Origin of the sequence: Bradyrhizobium sp. ISRA430 (assembly GCF_029909975.1) — a bacterium.
GTDB lineage: Bacteria > Pseudomonadota > Alphaproteobacteria > Rhizobiales > Xanthobacteraceae > Bradyrhizobium.
This window is the reverse complement of sequence record NZ_CP094516.1, coordinates 2,928,735-2,943,896: the sequence shown is the minus strand read 5'-3', so window position 1 is coordinate 2,943,896 and position 15,162 is coordinate 2,928,735. Positions and strand designations below refer to the sequence as shown.

The window sequence follows — 15,162 nt, the reverse complement described above, 5'->3', positions numbered from 1 at the left end:
TGGACGGGTTGGCTGCATCTTTCGGACGTTGCATGCGGTTTACCTCCCTCGTCATCGAGCTCATTCGCGCCCGGCCGCGGCTGGTCGTGTGGATCGTGGTGTTGTTGCAGGCCGCGATGTGGCTGTTCGTGGCGCTCGTGTTCTACCGCAGCCCGCCCGGCAACCTCGCAACCCTTCTGGCCTTCGGCCGCGAATACCAGGTCGGCACCGATCTCGGCCCGCCCTTGCCGATCTGGCTTGCCGACATCGCTTACCGTACCGCGGGCGGCCATATGTTCGGCGTCTACGTCCTGGCCGAGCTCTGCGAGATCGCGACCTTCGTCGCGCTTTATCATCTCGCGCGCGCCGTGGTCGGCAGCCAGCAGGCGGTGCTCGCGGTGCTGCTAACCATGACGGTGCTGGCCTTCTCTTCGCCCGCGCTCGACTTCGGCCCCTTGGTGCTGGCGCGGCCGCTCTGGACGCTGCTCCTGCTGCATTCCTGGCAAATCATCGGCCAGCGCCGCGGCAATGCCTGGTTCGCCTGGTCGATCGAGGCGGGGCTGTTGCTGCTGACGACGCCGGCGGCGATCTTTCTCCTCTCGCTGCTCGCCATCTTCGCGGTTGCGACCGCCGGCGGCCGCCGGACACTGCGCGCGCTCGACCCGCTGTTTGCGATCGTGGTCGTCGCCGTGCTGGCACTGCCCTATGCGGTCTGGCTGATGCGCGCCGAGACGCTCGTCCTGCCGCCCCTGCCGCAAGTCTCCGAGCTGAACGCCCGCGCACTCAACGCGGCCTGGCTGCTCGGCGGTCTCGTGCTCGGCGCAGCGGCGGTTCCCGCGCTGGCCTTCCTCAACACCGGTTGGTTCGCCGGCAAGACCGAGGAGCCGCCGATCATCTATCGGCCGTCGGTCGCGCCGCTGGCGCAAAGCTTCGTCTACTTCTTCGCGCTCGCGCCGGCCCTCGGTGCGGTCCTGATCGCTGGCCTGTTCGGTCTCGACGGTGTCGTCGGCGGCGCCGGCGTCGTGCTGGTGATGGCGGGGCTTGCCGTGGTCGTGGCGGCCGGCGATCTGATCGCGATGCGGCGCGCGCGGATGCTGCGCACGGTGTGGGCCGCGGCGGTCGTGGCGCCGGCGGCGGGCGTTGTGCTGGCCGTCCTGGCGATGCCCTGGACCGGCACCGGCGAGATCGCGACCTCGATGCCGGCGCGCGCGATCTCCGACTTCTTCGACGAGAGCTTTGCACGACGTACCAATCATCGCCTGCGCGCCGTCGCCGGCGAGACCCAGCTTGCAAGCCTGATTGCGCTGCATTCCGGTCGGCCGCATCTCTTCATCGATGCCGATCCTGCACGCACGCCCTGGATGACATCGGCGAAATTCAGCGAGACCGGCGGCGTCGTGGTCTGGCGCGCCTCCGACACGGCCGGCACGCCGCCGCCGGACATCCTCAAACGCTTCCCCGGCATCGTGCCCGAAGTGCCGCGCGCCTTCGAATGGCTGGTGACCGGACGCCAGCAACTCCTGCGCGTCGGCTGGGCCATCGTGCGGCCGAAGGGGACGTGACGCATTCTCGCGTTTTGTCCGTCGTCATTGCGAGCGCAGCGAAGCAATCCAGAATCTTTCCGCTGTGACGGTCTGGATTGTTTCGCTGCGCTCGCAATGACGGGGAGGGGCCGTTCCGCCCCTCACGATGTTGCCAGCACCTTCGCGATCGCGCGCAGATCCTGCCAGGCCAGCCGCTTGTAGGCCGGCGAGCGGAGCAGATAGGCCGGGTGGAAGGTCGGCAGCGCGCGGATCGTGCGTTGGCCTGTGTCGTAGTCGAACCAGCGGCCGCGGGTGCGCATGATGCCTTCACGCGTCGACAGCAGCGTCTGCGTCGAGGGATTGCCGAGCGTCACCAGCACGTCGGGATTCACCAGTTCGATCTGGCGCTGGATGAAGGGCAGGCAGATCTGTGTCTCCTGCGGCGTCGGCGTTCGGTTGCCGGGCGGCCGCCACGGGATCACGTTGGCGATATAGGCGTTGCTGCGGTCGAGCCCGATCGCGCCGATCATGCGGTCGAGCAGTTTTCCGCTTCGGCCGACGAAGGGCAGGCCCTCGATGTCCTCGTCGCGCCCCGGCGCCTCGCCGACGAACATGATGCGCGCCTGCGGATTGCCGTCGGCGAACACCAGCCGCGTCGCGGTGTGTTTCAGCGCGCAGCCCTCGAAGCTTTGCATCAGCTCGCGCAGCGCCTCGAGCGTCGGCGCGGTGCGCGCGGCCTCGCGCGCCGAGGCGATTGCAATGTCGGGAGCGGGCGCCGCCTCGCCGCGCATCACGGCGGGCGCGGCCACTGGCGGCGGCGCCTCCGCCGGCTGTGCCACGCGCGCGGGCGGCGGCGGGGCGTCGACCTCGGCCAGCCGGTCGATCGGTTCTTCCGCCAGCGCGCAATCGACACCGGCCTCCAGATAGAAGGCTAGAAGCTCGCGGACGGTGGGGGTAGGTTCGGGGATCATCTGGAAGGTCTGACTTTTATATCAGTTTGGGCCGCCTTGCATCCCAGCGGAACGCATTTCCGAGGTTGTCCTACCCGGAAAAATCGGAAACAAGGGGGCGCAAATGACAAGGAACCGTCTCAAGGGCTGAGATCAGATGAGCACCGAAGAACTCCCCCCGCGCGAATCCATGGAATTCGACGTCGTCATTGTCGGCGCCGGCCCTTCGGGCCTGGCGGCCGCGATCCGGCTGAAGCAGCTCAATGCCGATCTCAACGTCGTCGTAGTTGAAAAAGGCTCCGAGGTCGGCGCACACATTCTCTCGGGCGCGGTGATCGATCCTGCGGGCCTCGACAAGCTGATTCCCGACTGGCGGAATGATCCCGACTGCTCGTTGAAAACGCAAGTCAAGGACGACCGCTTCTACTGGATGACGGGTGGCGGCGCGATCAAGCTGCCGAACTTCATCATGCCGCCGCTGATGGACAACCATCACTGCTACATCGGCTCGCTCGGCAATGTCTGCCGCTGGCTGGCGCGCAAGGCCGAAGCGCTCGGCGTCGAGATCTATCCGGGCTTTGCGGCCGCCGAAGTGCTCTACGACGATGAGGGCAAGGTGCGCGGCATCGCCACCGGCGACATGGGCATCGGCAGGGACGGCAAGCCGAAGGACTCCTTTACCCGTGGCATGGAATTGCTCGGCAAGTACACGCTGTTCGCCGAGGGCGCCCGCGGCAGCCTCACCAAGCAGCTCATCAACAAGTTCGCGCTCGATGCGAAGTGCGAGCCGCCGAAATTCGGCATCGGCCTCAAGGAGGTCTGGCAGATCGACCCCGCCAAGCATCAGAAGGGCATGATCCAGCATTCGTTCGGCTGGCCGCTCGACATGAAGACCGGCGGCGGCTCGTTCCTCTATCACTACGACGACAACCTCGTCGCCGTCGGCTTCGTCGTGCATCTGAACTACGACGACCCGTACCTGTCGCCGTTCGACGAGTTCCAGCGCTTCAAGACTCATCCGTCGATCCGCGGCACCTTCGAGGGCGCCAAGCGGCTCGCCTACGGCGCGCGCGCCATCACCGAAGGCGGCTACCAGTCGGTGCCGAAGCTCAGCTTCCCCGGCGGCGCGCTGATCGGCTGCGCGGCCGGCTTCGTCAACGTGCCGCGCATCAAGGGCGTGCACAATGCGATGGGCAGCGGCATGCTCGCCGCCGAGCACGTCGCGGCCGCCATCGCCGCCGATCGCGCCAATGATGAGCTCGTCGAGTACGAGAACGCCTGGCGTTCCTCGTCGGTCGGCAAGGATCTGTTCCTGGTCCGCAACGTCAAGCCGCTGTGGTCGAAGTTCGGCACGGTGCTCGGAGTCGCGCTCGGCGGCTTCGACATGTGGTGCAACACGCTGTTCGGCGCGTCGCTGTTCGGCACCCAGTCGCATGCCAAGCCCGACCGCGCCACGCTCGATCCGGCCAAGCAGCATACGCCGAAGGTCTACCCGAAGCCGGATGGCAAGATTTCGTTCGACAAGCTGTCCTCGGTGTTCCTGTCCAACACCAACCATGAGGAGGACCAGCCGGTTCACCTCAAGGTCACGGACATGAATCTGCAGAAGACGTCCGAACACGATGTCTTCGCAGGACCCTCGAACCGCTATTGCCCGGCCGGCGTTTATGAGTGGGTCGACGAAGACACAAGCCCGCGCTTCGTCATCAATGCCCAGAACTGCGTCCACTGCAAAACCTGCGACGTGAAGGACCCCAACGGCAACATTACCTGGGTTCCCCCGGAGGGCGGCGGCGGTCCGAACTACGAGGCGATGTAGGGGAAGGCCGAAAAGTTAATCCGACGCACGTTCGCGTGAGGAACGGGCCGCGGCAGGTCGCTCGCGGCCACGATAAGGCCATAGTGGGAGCGTCTTGGGGCGCGCGGAGGGGATCGCCGGTCCGAATCCTTGCGGTGAGGCGCCAAAAGCGGCATTGTCGGCCTGACGGTTCCGGGTCCAGATGCCGCCGGCCGCGTTCGTATGCGAGACGGCCTTCTGCTGCAAACCCAGGCACTACCAACTCAAGGCGAGCCCTGATGTTTTCAAATCGTTTCAACCGCTGGACTGTTGCCGCCATCGCCCTTGCGGGCTCCGCGCTCGTCGCGGCCCCCGGTGCGGTCCTGGCGCAGACGCCGGATCATCCGGAGAACACGGCGGCGCAGTTTCCGACCCGAAACGATCTGAAGTCGCTGACCACCTCCGGCAGCTATCTCGCCGCCCGCCACGCCAGCGTCGAACGCGATGCCGCCTCCGCAGCCGCCTTCTACCGCTCGGCGCTGCGCACCGATCCCAAGAACAACGAGCTGCTCGACCGCGCCTTCATCTCGTCGGTCGCCGACGGCGACATCGATGAAGCGGTCAAGCTCGCCGAGCGCATCCTCACCATCGACAAGACCAACCGCGTCGCGCGTCTCGTGGTCGGCGTGCATGATCTCAAGCTGAAGAAATATTCGGCCGCGCAGAGCAACATCAACCAGTCGATCCGCGGTCCGATCACCGATCTCGTCGCTACGCTGCTGTCGGGCTGGGCCGCTTACGGCGCCGGCGATTCCAAGGGCGCTGTCGCTGGCATCGACAAGCTGGCCGGCCCCGAATGGTATCCGCTGTTCAAGGACCTCCATACCGGCATGATCCTCGAGCTCGCCGGCAAGGAGAAGGATGCCGGTACCCGCTTCGAGCGCGCCTACAAGCTCGACGATTCCATGCTGCGCGTGGCCGAGGCCTATGCGCGCTGGCTGTCGCGCAACAAGGACGCGGCCGCCGCAACCGCCATCTACGCGGCCTTCGACAAGAAGCTTGCCCGTCATCCGCTGATCCAGGAAGGCCTGCGCGAGACCCGCGCCGGCAAGAAGATGCCGCCGCTGGTCGATTCCGCGCAGGCCGGTGCGGCCGAGGCGCTCTACGGCATCGGCGCCACGCTGACCCGCCGCGGTGGCGAGGATCTGGCGCTGGTCTATCTCCAGCTCTCGCTCTATCTCCAGCCCAGCCATCCGCTGGCGCTGCTCTCGCTCGCCGATCTCTACGAATCGGTGAAGCGGCCGCAGATGGCGATCAAGGTCTACGAGCGCGTGCCGGCGTCCTCGCCCCTGAAGCGCAACGCGCAGATCCAACTCGCGGTCGACCTCGACTCCGCCGATCGTACCGACGAGTCGATCAAGATTCTCAAGGGCGTGGTGAGCGAGGATCCCAAGGATCTTGAAGCCATCATGGCGCTCGGCAACATCGAGCGCGGCCGCAAGAAGTTCGGCGACTGCGGTGCGACCTATTCGCAAGGCGTCGACGTGCTGCCGCCCGGCAACGACAAGGCCAACAGCGTCTGGTATTACTATCGCGGCATTTGCGAGGAGCGCTCCAAGCAGTGGAGCAAGGCCGAGGCCGACATGAAGAAGGCGCTCGAGCTGCAGCCCGACCAGCCGCACGTGCTCAATTATCTCGGCTATTCCTGGATCGACCAGGGCATCAACCTCGACGAAGGCATGAAGATGATCAAGCGTGCCGTCGAGCAGCGCCCCGATGACGGCTACATCGTCGATTCTCTCGGCTGGGCCTATTACCGCATCGGCAATTACGAAGAAGCGGTGAAGAACCTCGAGCGCGCGATCGACCTGAAGCCCGAGGATCCCACCATCAACGATCACCTCGGCGATGCCTATTGGCGCGTCGGCCGCACGCTGGAAGCGAAATTCCAGTGGGCGCATGCCCGCGATCTCAAGCCCGAGCCGGAGGAGCTGCCGAAGATCGAGGCCAAGATCGCAGGCGGTCTCACCGACGACAATTCGAACTCCTCGGCTGCCCAAGCCGAGAAGAAGAAGGACGACGGCAAGGGCGGCTGAGCTGCGCGCATGATCCGGAAAAGTGTGCAGCGGTTTTCCGATAAGATCATGCGCAAAACAAAGAGACTCCTGGGGGCGTGTCGCCGATGCCGGCGTTGATCGAAGAGGGGCGTGCGAAGGTCAACTTAAGCCTTCGCGTGGTCGGCCGTCGCGCCGACGGCTATCATGATCTCGAAAGCGTGGTCGCCTTCGCCGACTGCGCTGACCGGCTCACGCTGGAGCCGGGCGGCGAGCTTCGGCTTACCACCACGGGGCCGCTCGCCGCGGCCTGCGGCGACACGTCCGACAATCTTGTTTTCAAGGCGGCCAAGCTTTTGGCCGACGCTGTGCCGAACCTGAAGTTAGGCGCCTTCGCGCTCGACAAGGTTCTGCCGGTCGCAGCGGGCATCGGCGGCGGCTCGGCCGATGCGGCGGCAGCGCTGCGGCTGCTCGCCCGTCTTAACGATCTCGCACTCGATGATCCCCGCTTGCAGCGGGTCGCGCTGGCGACCGGTGCCGACGTGCCAGTGTGTCTGCTCTCGCGCGCCTGCGACATGACCGGCGTCGGCGAACAGCTCTTGCCCTTGATGCTCCCGAGCATGCCTTGCGTCATGGTCAATCCGCGCGTGCCGGTTGCGACCAAGGATGTGTTCCAGGCGCTTGGCCTGCTCAACGGTGAGCTCCTGGTCGGCGCCACCGACGTCATCGAGGCTCCGGCCTGGCCGGAGGAGGGGGCGTCCATCGCCGACTGGGTCGAGGTTCTCGAAACCGTGGCCAACGACCTCGAAGCGCCCGCGATGCGCATCGAGCCCGTGATCGGCGACGTGCTGGAAGCCTTGCGCGCGTCTGCCGGCGTCAAGCTCGCCCGCATGTCGGGCTCCGGCGCCACCTGCTTTGCGATCTTCGGCGCGCCCGCCGAGGCGCACGCTGCAGCCGAGCAAATCCGCAGGGATCATCCCGGCTGGTGGGTGCATGCGGGGACGTTGAGCTAAGCCTCCCGCGTCATTGCGAGCGAAGCGAAGCAACCCAGCATCCGCCCGCGGCGACAGTCTGGATTGCTTCGCTGCGCTCGCAATGACGGGGATGTAGATGTCGGCCACTCGCGCAGCCGAGCATTGGGCACACGGCTAACCGCCTTCATCGGCAAGCCCCAGAAACCTCCGGATCGCGCCGAGCACCTGATCTGGCCGGTCGTGATGCAGCCAGTGTCCGGCGCCGGAGATGGTCTCAGCGCGCGCTCGTTGAAAGTAGCGCTCCAGGCCTGTCGCCTTGGTACCGGCGAGGAAGCTCTCGCTGGCATTGAGCAGCAGCGTCGGGCAGGCGATGCGCGACCACAGCGCGACGTGATCGTCCGGCCAGAGCCGGTGCGGCGCGCTGGCGCGCTGGTAGGGATCGAACTTCCAGCTAAAGCTGCCGTCCTCGTTCTGGCGCACGCCATGAGTTGCGAGATGCAGCGCGAGTTCGCGCGACAGGCGTTTGTTGTAGGCGATCATCTGCGCCGCCGCGTCTTCGATCGTGCGATAGCGACGCGGTGTGCGGTCGTGCAGCTTGTCGAGCTGGCCGATCCATTTGGTGATGCGCTCGTGTGCCGGCGGCTTCTCCGCATCCGGCAGGACGGTCACACCGTCGAGGACCACCAGCGCAGAGACCTGCTCGGGACATGATCCCGAATAGATCAGGCTCACCATCCCGCCCATCGAGTGGCCGATCAGGATCACCTGGGGCGCCGCGACGGCGCGGACGAGCTGCGCGAGATCGTACACATATTCGGTCAGGGCGTAGCTGCCGCCCCTGGTCCAATCGGAATCGCCGTGCCCGCGGAGGTCGGGCGCGAGCACGTGAAAGTGCGGCTGCAACGATCGGGCGATGCTGTCCCAGCTCCGGCAATGATCGCGGCCGCCGTGAACCAGGATGACGGTTGGCGCCCCCTCGTTGCCCCAGTCGGCATAATGCAGCCGCAGGCTGTGGGACTCGTAGTAGCGACTTTGCGGAACGAGCATCGTGCTGCGATCCTCTCTGACCGGTTGCGCTAGCTATGCACCGGCCGCCGCGCCAGCGCGAGCGAAAGGCCGAGGCCCGCGATGAAGACGCCGGAGCCTTGCGTGAGGCGCCGCATCAGATGCGGCCGGCCGATCAGGTGCCTGCGTGTTGCGGATGCCATCAGCACGACGACGACATCGGCTAGCGTGTTCAGCGCCACCGAGATCGCGCCGAGCATGATGAATTGCAGCGTGAGGCTCGATCCCAAGGGATTGAGGAACTGCGGAACGAAGGCGAGGAAGAACGCTGCGGTCTTCGGGTTCAGCGCCTCGACCAGCATGCCGTCGCGAAAGGCGCGCCTCTCGCCGACGGCCTCGCTCTCCAGCGAAAGTGCGCGGCCGGCGCCGCGAAATGTGCGGATGCCGAGCCACACCAGATATAACGCGCCGACGAATTTCACCACGGCAAACAGCTCGGCGCTCGCAAGGATGATCGCGGAGATGCCGAGGCTGCCCGCCACCACGTGAACCATCCCGCCCAGCGCGGTGCCCGCCGTCGATGCGAAGCCGCTCGCACGCCCTTCCGACAAGGTTCGTGCCGCGACGTAGAAGATGCCGGGGCCGGGCACGGCGGCAATGACGATAGCGGCCGCCAGAAACAGCCAGAAACTCGTTTCACTCATTGCGCGCGGATCCATGCTTCGAGAGTAGGCTCGCCGCTCACCTGCTTGCCAACAAGTTCGACCGCACGCAAGCGGAGGATCGTCGTGATCTTGCGGTCCTGACGAGATCGTCTAGCCCATCTGCCGGAAGATCACGCTGGCATTGACACCGCCGAAGCCGAACCCGTTGGAGATGGCGTACGCCATCGGCATCGATCGTGCCGCCCCCGCCACGATGTCGATGCCCTCGGCCCCTGGATCGGGGCTTTCGAGATTGAGTGTCGGCGGAGCGGTCTGGTCGCGCAAGGCGAGGATGGTGAAGATCGCCTCCAGCCCTCCGGCGGCGCCGAGCAGATGACCGGTGGCCGATTTCGTCGCGCTCACCGCAATGCTGCGGTCGCGGCCGAACAGTGCGCCGATGGCGGCAAGCTCGCTCTCGTCGCCGGCCGGCGTCGACGTTGCATGCGCATTCAGGTGCTGCAGATCGGCCGGCTCCAGCCGCGCCTGACGCAGCGCGATCTCCATGGCGCGGCGGGCGCCGTCGCCATCGGGCGGACCCGACGTCATGTGATAGGCGTCCGCCGTCGTGCCATATCCGACGATCTCGGCGATCGGTGCAGCGCCGCGGGCGAGGGCATGATCCAGCTCCTCGATCACCAGGATGCCGGCGCCTTCGCCCATGACAAAGCCGTCGCGGTCGCGATCGAACGGGCGGGAGGCCCGCGCGGGCTCATCGTTGAAGCGGCTCGACAGGGCGCGGGCGGCCGCGAAGCCGCCGAGACTGACGAGATCGATGCAGGCCTCAGTGCCGCCGCAGATCGCGACGTCGGCCTCGCCCGCGCGGATCATGCGCGCGGCATCACCGATCGCCTGCACACCGGCGGCGCAGGCCGTGACCGGCGTCCCCAGCGGTCCCCTGTAGCCGTGTTTGATCGAGACGTGACCGGCGGCGAGATTGGCCAGAAACGAGGGGATGGTGAACGGCGACAGCCGGCGCACGCCGCGCTGGTCGGTAGTGCGCGCCGCTTCCACCATCGCCGGAAATCCGCCGACACCGGAGGCGATGATCGTCGCGGTCCGCTCCAGCGCCGCCGCGTCCTGCGGCGTCCATCTGGCCTGCGCGACTGCCTCTGCGGCGGCGAGCAGTGCGAACAGGATGAAGCGGTCCATCTTGCGCTGATCCTTCTGCGCTGCCGCCTGTGCGGGGTCGAAGCCGCCTTCGATGTCGTCGGTCTTGTCGGGCACCAGTCCGGCGATGCGCGCCGGCAGCGGCTGCGACCACTCGGGCAGAACACGCAGCCCGCTGCGTCCGGCGAGCAGCCGGCGCCAGGACAGTTCGACACCGCAGCCGAGCGGCGACACCGCTCCCATTCCCGTCACGACGATACGACGCATGTCAGTCTCCAGCCGGCGCGACGGCCGGGTTCATGGCCCTGAGTGAGGCGAGCCGCTGCCGCATCCCGCGGCTCGCGCGCGGGCCGGGAATGACGACCGCATTGGCCAGCGTGATCGGATGCATGTTGGCGGCGTCGACGACGACCGGATCGAGCGGGCGAATGTCGTCCCTGCTCGCCAGCACGATCGCCTCGCCCTTCGGCGCGAGATGCTTATTGCCCCAGGCGAGCAGCGCCACGATCACCGGGAAGAAATCCCGCGCCTTCGGTGTCAGGACATATTCGTAGCGCGGCGGACGCTCGCTGTAGCGGCGGCGGATGAACATGCCGGTCTCGGTGAGATGGGCGAGGCGCCGCGACAGGATGTTCGGCGCGATCCCGAGACTTTGCGAAAACTCGTCGAAGCGCGTCGCGCCCTGAAACGCATCCCGCAGGATCAGGATGCTCCACCATTCGCCGACCGTTTCCACGGCGCGACCCACCGGGCATTCGAGGATGGAGGGGGATTTGGGCTGCATCGGAGCATGCTAGAGGGGTAACTTTCAAAATGCAAGTAACTTAACCGATAGCATCAGATCGCGGGTGGAGCGAATAGAGATGTGCGGCAGGCGTTTGCCGCTCTCGTGCCTCGGACGCAGCGCAGCGCTTCTTTGGCGATGCGCTGCAGAGCCGGGGCCCATGTTGCCGATTGTCGCGCGTGTTGCGTGAGTCCCGGCTCTGCGCTGCAACGCTAAAGGGGCATTGCAGCGCGTCCAGGACACGAGACTGAATGGTGATCCTCCGTCATTGCGAGCGCAGCGAAGCAATCCAGAGTCTTACCGCGCGGACAGACTGGATTGCTTCGCTGCGCTCGCAATGACGATGTTGATGCAGAAGCGGTGCTATCTCAGCGGCGTCGTCCCGGCCTAGTGCGCAACTGCGCACTCGGCCGGGACGACACCGAGTATGAAGCGGGCTGTGTGCCGAAACGTGAGCTAGTGCGATCGCGCCAGGCAGAACGCGACGACCTGCTCCAGCGCACTCTTCATCGGCGAGGACGGGAACAGAGCGAGCGCGTCCACCGCCATGGCGCCGTAGTGCTGGGCGCGGCTCAGCGTATCCTCGAGCGCGCGGTGCTTGTTCATCAGGCCGATGGCGTGGTCGAGGTCGGCGTCGCCGATCTCGCCGCGCTCGAGCGCGCGTACCCAGAACGCGCGCTCACTATCATTGCCGCGGCGGAAGGCGAGCACCACCGGCAGCGTGATCTTGCCTTCGCGGAAATCGTCGCCGATGTTCTTGCCGAGCTTGGCGCTTTTGCCGCCATAGTCGAGCACGTCATCGACGAGCTGGAAGGCGATGCCGAGATTCATGCCGACCGAGCGGCAGGCTGTCTGCTCCGCCTTCGGGCGGTTGGCGATCACCGGCCCGACCTCGCAGGCGGCCGCGAACAGCTCGGCCGTCTTGCCGCGGATCACGGCAAGATATTCGTCCTCGGTGGTTGCGGTATTCTTGGCGGCGGCAAGCTGCATCACCTCGCCCTCGGCGATGGTCGCGGCGGCCGCGGAGAGGATGTCGAGCGCCCGGAGCGAGCCGACCTCCACCATCATGCGAAAGGCCTGGCCCAGCAGGAAGTCGCCGACCAGGACGCTTGCCTCGTTGCCCCAGAGCATGCGCGCCGACAGCTTGCCGCGCCGCATCTCGCTCTCGTCGACGACGTCGTCGTGGAGCAGGGTCGCGGTGTGCATGAACTCGACGGAGGCGGCTAGCTTGATGTGGCCATCGCCGGTGTAGCCGGCGAGGTTGGCCATGGCGAGCGTCAGCATCGGCCGCAGGCGTTTTCCTCCGGAGGAGATCAGGTGGTTGGCTACCTCCGGGATCATGGTCACCTCGGAGCCGGTTCGCGACAGTATCGTCGCGTTGACGCGCTCCATGTCGGGGGCGACAAGGGCAACCAGCTCTTCGATCGACGCGCCGGGGGTTTCGAAAGGTACGATGACGGCCACGCCGGTCTCCAATATTTGCCCCGGAGGGGCTATTCTGATGGAAAGACAATAGAAACTGCCGGCGGATGCGGCAAGTGCCGCGGAACCATTGACATTGGCCGCTTACCCCCTTTCAGGCAGGAGGCTCGTTTTGCGCGAACTGGTTCGGACCAACGATTTGGTGCTGGTGTCGGCGATCGGCGCGCTGCTCGACGGCGCGAACATCCATCATCTGGTGCTGGACCAGAACATGAGCATCATCGAGGGCTCGCTCGGCATCCTGCCGCGCCGGATCCTGGTCCACGAGGAGGATGCCCGGGAGGCGCGGCAGCTCCTGACCGAAGCCGGGCTCCGTCACGAATTGCGCGGCGATGACTGAGGCCATTGCAGATATCACCGAGGACGCCTTTCTCGGCGGGCAGTTGCGGCTGAGGCAGAAACGGTCCGGCCACCGCGCCGGGCATGACGCCATTCTGCTTGCGGCTGCGACGCGAGCCGAGGCCGGCGAGCGGGTGGTCGATCTCGGCGCCGGCGTTGGCGCGGCCGGGCTTGCGCTCGCCCGGCGCGTCCCCGGAATTAGGCTCAGTCTGGTCGAGATCGATCCGGAGCAGGCGGAACTCGCGCGCGCCAATGCAGCGACGAACGCGATTTCCGCCGATGCGATCGTGCTCGACGTCACGGCGGATGCGTCAGCCTTCGCTGCGAACGGGCTTTCGCCCGACAGCACCGACGTGGTGCTGATGAACCCGCCCTTCAACGATCCGGCGCGGCATCGCGGCTCGCCGGATCAGGCGCGCCACACCGCGCATGTGGCCACTGACGAAACGCTGCATGCGTGGGTGCATGCGGCGCGACGCATCCTCAAGTCGGGTGGCGCGCTTACCTTGATCTGGCGTGCGGATGGGATTGCGGAGGTGCTGGCAGCGCTGTCACGCGGCTTCGGCAGCTTGTCCGTCCTGCCCGTTCATGGCGAGGCAGGACGGCCTGCGATCCGTGTGCTGGTGCGTGCAGTCAAAGGGGGCAAGGCGCCGACCCAACTGCTGCCCGGCCTCATGCTTAACGAAGCGTCAGCCGTGCCCAAAAATGAGGTGAAGGAGATTCTCGAAGGCAGGGCGGTCCTGCCGCTGGCAGCGTCCTGAAAGCTTACTGCGGAAGCGATTCCGACTGCTGTTCCTGCGGGGACGTGAAGCGAATCGCCGTGAAAAGTGCACCGATCAGCATCAACAGCAGATAGATTTTCATGGTGTTTGTCTCCGCTGTTTCATTCCAGCCTCCCAACGGCTGCTTTGCAAAACACGTTCCAGGCACCTCCAATGACAGTCGCGTGATAAGGAAGGGTTAATGTGAGGTAACGCGCGGGGCGAAAGATGAAGCAATGTCGTTTCGGTTCAGGACGATTTGCTCCGCCGTTCGAGCCGCATCAGAACATGGTGAAGTCCGCTGTAAGCCGGTCAGCGCGTAAGGGCGTGAACTCCGGCAGCGGCGGGTTGCACCAATGTTGATCGATCACGCAGCTTGTGAGGAGATCGAGTCATGCCGCCTCCGAAACGCTGTTCTCGGAAGACGAGGCGTTTTCACAATAGCGGCTGATACCTCACGCTCCGCAAATTATGCGCGCGTCACCTTCGGTGATGGGCGGACGGGTCCTCTGCTGCTGCCCGATCCTGGTCCGGACGCGGCATTCCCTGTCCTTGCTGGGACCTGCTTCTCTTTCCGGCTTCGAAACCATCTGCTATCAGCCCCTGCAGCCTGCCGATTGCGGGGCTGAGGACGCCGAGGATGCCGACATCGACATGCCAACGGAACCCCACCGTCGACCGGATGTCCGGCAGGACAAGCCGATCACTATTGTTCGGTACAGAGGACTGTGAGGTAACGGCATGGCCGAGCAATTGAATGATCGCGGGGGCTCGGGCCTTGCCGACAAACTGATGCAATATCTGCCGGCGCGCTTTCGCCCCGGTGCGGCGGTCGTACCGGTGGTGCGGCTGTCGGGCGTTATCGGCGCGGTGACGCCGCTGCGTCCGGGCATGACGCTCGCCGGCGTTGCCCGGGTGCTGGAGCGCGCCTTCGCGTATCGCAATGCCAAGGCGGTGGCGCTGGTGATCAATTCGCCCGGCGGCTCGCCGGTGCAGTCGCGCCAGATATTCTTGCGCATCAAGCAGCTCGCGGCGGAGAAGAAGCTGCCGGTGCTGGTGTTCGTCGAGGACGTCGCGGCCTCCGGCGGCTACATGATCGCCTGCGCGGGCGACGAGATCTTCTGCGATCCCTCCTCGATCCTCGGCTCGATCGGCGTGGTCGGCGGCAGCTTCGGCTTCCAGGAGGCGATCAAGCGGCTCGGCATCGAGCGGCGCCTCTACACCGCCGGCGCGCACAAGGCGATGCTCGATCCGTTCCTCCCGGAAAACCCCGATGACGTGGCGCGGCTCAAATCGATTCAGCGCGAGATCCACGACATCTTCATCGCGCTGGTGAAGGGAAGCCGCGGCGCGCGGCTGAAGGGTGCGGACGATACCCTGTTCACCGGCGAATACTGGGCCGGCGAAAGCGCGATCGCGCTGGGACTGGCCGACGGCATCGGCGATCTCCGCTCAACTCTTCGTGCCCGTTACGGCGAGAAGGTTCTCACCCCCGTGATCGCGCAGCCGACCGGGCTGCTCTCCGGCCTTCTGGGGCGGAAATCGCCGGGCGCAGGCCAGCTTTCGGCCATGGAATCGGTGGCGGGGCTGCCGGACGAACTGATTTCGGCGCTGGAAACCAGGGCGATTTGGGCGAAATTCGGGTTCTAGAGGTTTCGTCGGCCCGCGCCATTTGGTCCGCAGCGAACCAATTGCGGTGCCGGCCCGTCTGCGCAAGAATGTG

13 protein-coding genes are annotated in these 15,162 nt (G+C 66.0%); 7 read left to right on the top strand and 6 right to left on the bottom strand.

What is annotated here, in order from left to right:
- Positions 1-32: 32 nt before the first annotated feature.
- Positions 33-1,541 (top strand): glycosyltransferase family 39 protein, encoded by a 1,509-nt coding sequence (locus MTX21_RS14315; protein ID WP_280965446.1) that lies wholly within the window; start codon positions 33-35, stop codon positions 1,539-1,541.
- Positions 1,542-1,663: 122 nt separating this feature from the next.
- Here the strand turns inward: MTX21_RS14315 and MTX21_RS14310 are convergent, their stop codons facing one another.
- Positions 1,664-2,473, bottom strand: a complete 810-nt coding sequence (locus MTX21_RS14310) for a uracil-DNA glycosylase (protein ID WP_280965445.1) — start codon at positions 2,471-2,473, stop codon at positions 1,664-1,666.
- 136 nt (positions 2,474-2,609) lie between these two features.
- On the opposite strand from MTX21_RS14310, the gene MTX21_RS14305 reads away from it, so the two are divergent.
- The 3 genes from MTX21_RS14305 to MTX21_RS14295 all read left to right on the top strand — a co-directional run bounded on the left by MTX21_RS14305 (position 2,610) and on the right by MTX21_RS14295 (position 7,296).
- Positions 2,610-4,271 (top strand): electron transfer flavoprotein-ubiquinone oxidoreductase, encoded by a 1,662-nt coding sequence (locus tag MTX21_RS14305; protein WP_280965444.1) that lies wholly within the window; start codon positions 2,610-2,612, stop codon positions 4,269-4,271.
- 257 nt (positions 4,272-4,528) lie between these two features.
- Entirely contained in the window at positions 4,529-6,325 is a 1,797-nt protein-coding gene (locus MTX21_RS14300) for a tetratricopeptide repeat protein (protein WP_280965443.1), read from the top strand.
- 86 nt (positions 6,326-6,411) lie between these two features.
- On the top strand, positions 6,412-7,296 hold the full coding sequence (locus MTX21_RS14295) for a 4-(cytidine 5'-diphospho)-2-C-methyl-D-erythritol kinase (protein ID WP_280965442.1): 885 nt from the start codon (positions 6,412-6,414) through the stop codon (positions 7,294-7,296).
- Between the two features lie 135 nt (positions 7,297-7,431).
- Here MTX21_RS14295 and MTX21_RS14290 read toward each other — a convergent pair whose 3' ends face one another.
- The 5 genes from MTX21_RS14290 to MTX21_RS14270 form a co-directional block, all read right to left on the bottom strand.
- Positions 7,432-8,304, bottom strand: a complete 873-nt coding sequence (locus MTX21_RS14290; RefSeq protein WP_280965441.1) for an alpha/beta hydrolase — start codon at positions 8,302-8,304, stop codon at positions 7,432-7,434.
- Positions 8,305-8,333: 29 nt separating this feature from the next.
- Complete coding sequence (locus MTX21_RS14285) at positions 8,334-8,966, bottom strand: LysE family translocator (protein WP_280965440.1); 633 nt, start codon at positions 8,964-8,966, stop codon at positions 8,334-8,336.
- A gap of 111 nt (positions 8,967-9,077) precedes the next feature.
- Positions 9,078-10,340 carry a beta-ketoacyl-ACP synthase II gene (fabF, locus tag MTX21_RS14280; RefSeq protein WP_280965439.1) on the bottom strand — a complete coding sequence of 421 codons (1,263 nt, stop codon included), beginning with the start codon at positions 10,338-10,340 and terminating at the stop codon, positions 9,078-9,080.
- A gap of 1 nt (position 10,341) precedes the next feature.
- Positions 10,342-10,857 (bottom strand): helix-turn-helix domain-containing protein, encoded by a 516-nt coding sequence (locus MTX21_RS14275; protein ID WP_280965438.1) that lies wholly within the window; start codon positions 10,855-10,857, stop codon positions 10,342-10,344.
- A gap of 456 nt (positions 10,858-11,313) precedes the next feature.
- Positions 11,314-12,321, bottom strand: a complete 1,008-nt coding sequence (locus MTX21_RS14270; RefSeq protein WP_280965437.1) for a polyprenyl synthetase family protein — start codon at positions 12,319-12,321, stop codon at positions 11,314-11,316.
- A gap of 130 nt (positions 12,322-12,451) precedes the next feature.
- On the opposite strand from MTX21_RS14270, the gene MTX21_RS14265 reads away from it, so the two are divergent.
- The 3 genes from MTX21_RS14265 (at position 12,452) to MTX21_RS14255 (ending at position 15,089) form a co-directional block, all read left to right on the top strand.
- Complete coding sequence (locus tag MTX21_RS14265; protein ID WP_280965436.1) at positions 12,452-12,679, top strand: DUF2007 domain-containing protein; 228 nt, start codon at positions 12,452-12,454, stop codon at positions 12,677-12,679.
- Positions 12,672-13,439, top strand: a complete 768-nt coding sequence (locus MTX21_RS14260) for a methyltransferase (RefSeq protein ID WP_280965435.1) — start codon at positions 12,672-12,674, stop codon at positions 13,437-13,439. Before MTX21_RS14265 ends, MTX21_RS14260 begins: the two co-directional genes overlap by 8 nt.
- Before the next feature lie 741 nt (positions 13,440-14,180).
- Positions 14,181-15,089, top strand: a complete 909-nt coding sequence (locus tag MTX21_RS14255; RefSeq protein ID WP_280965434.1) for a S49 family peptidase — start codon at positions 14,181-14,183, stop codon at positions 15,087-15,089.
- Positions 15,090-15,162: the final 73 nt, after the last annotated feature.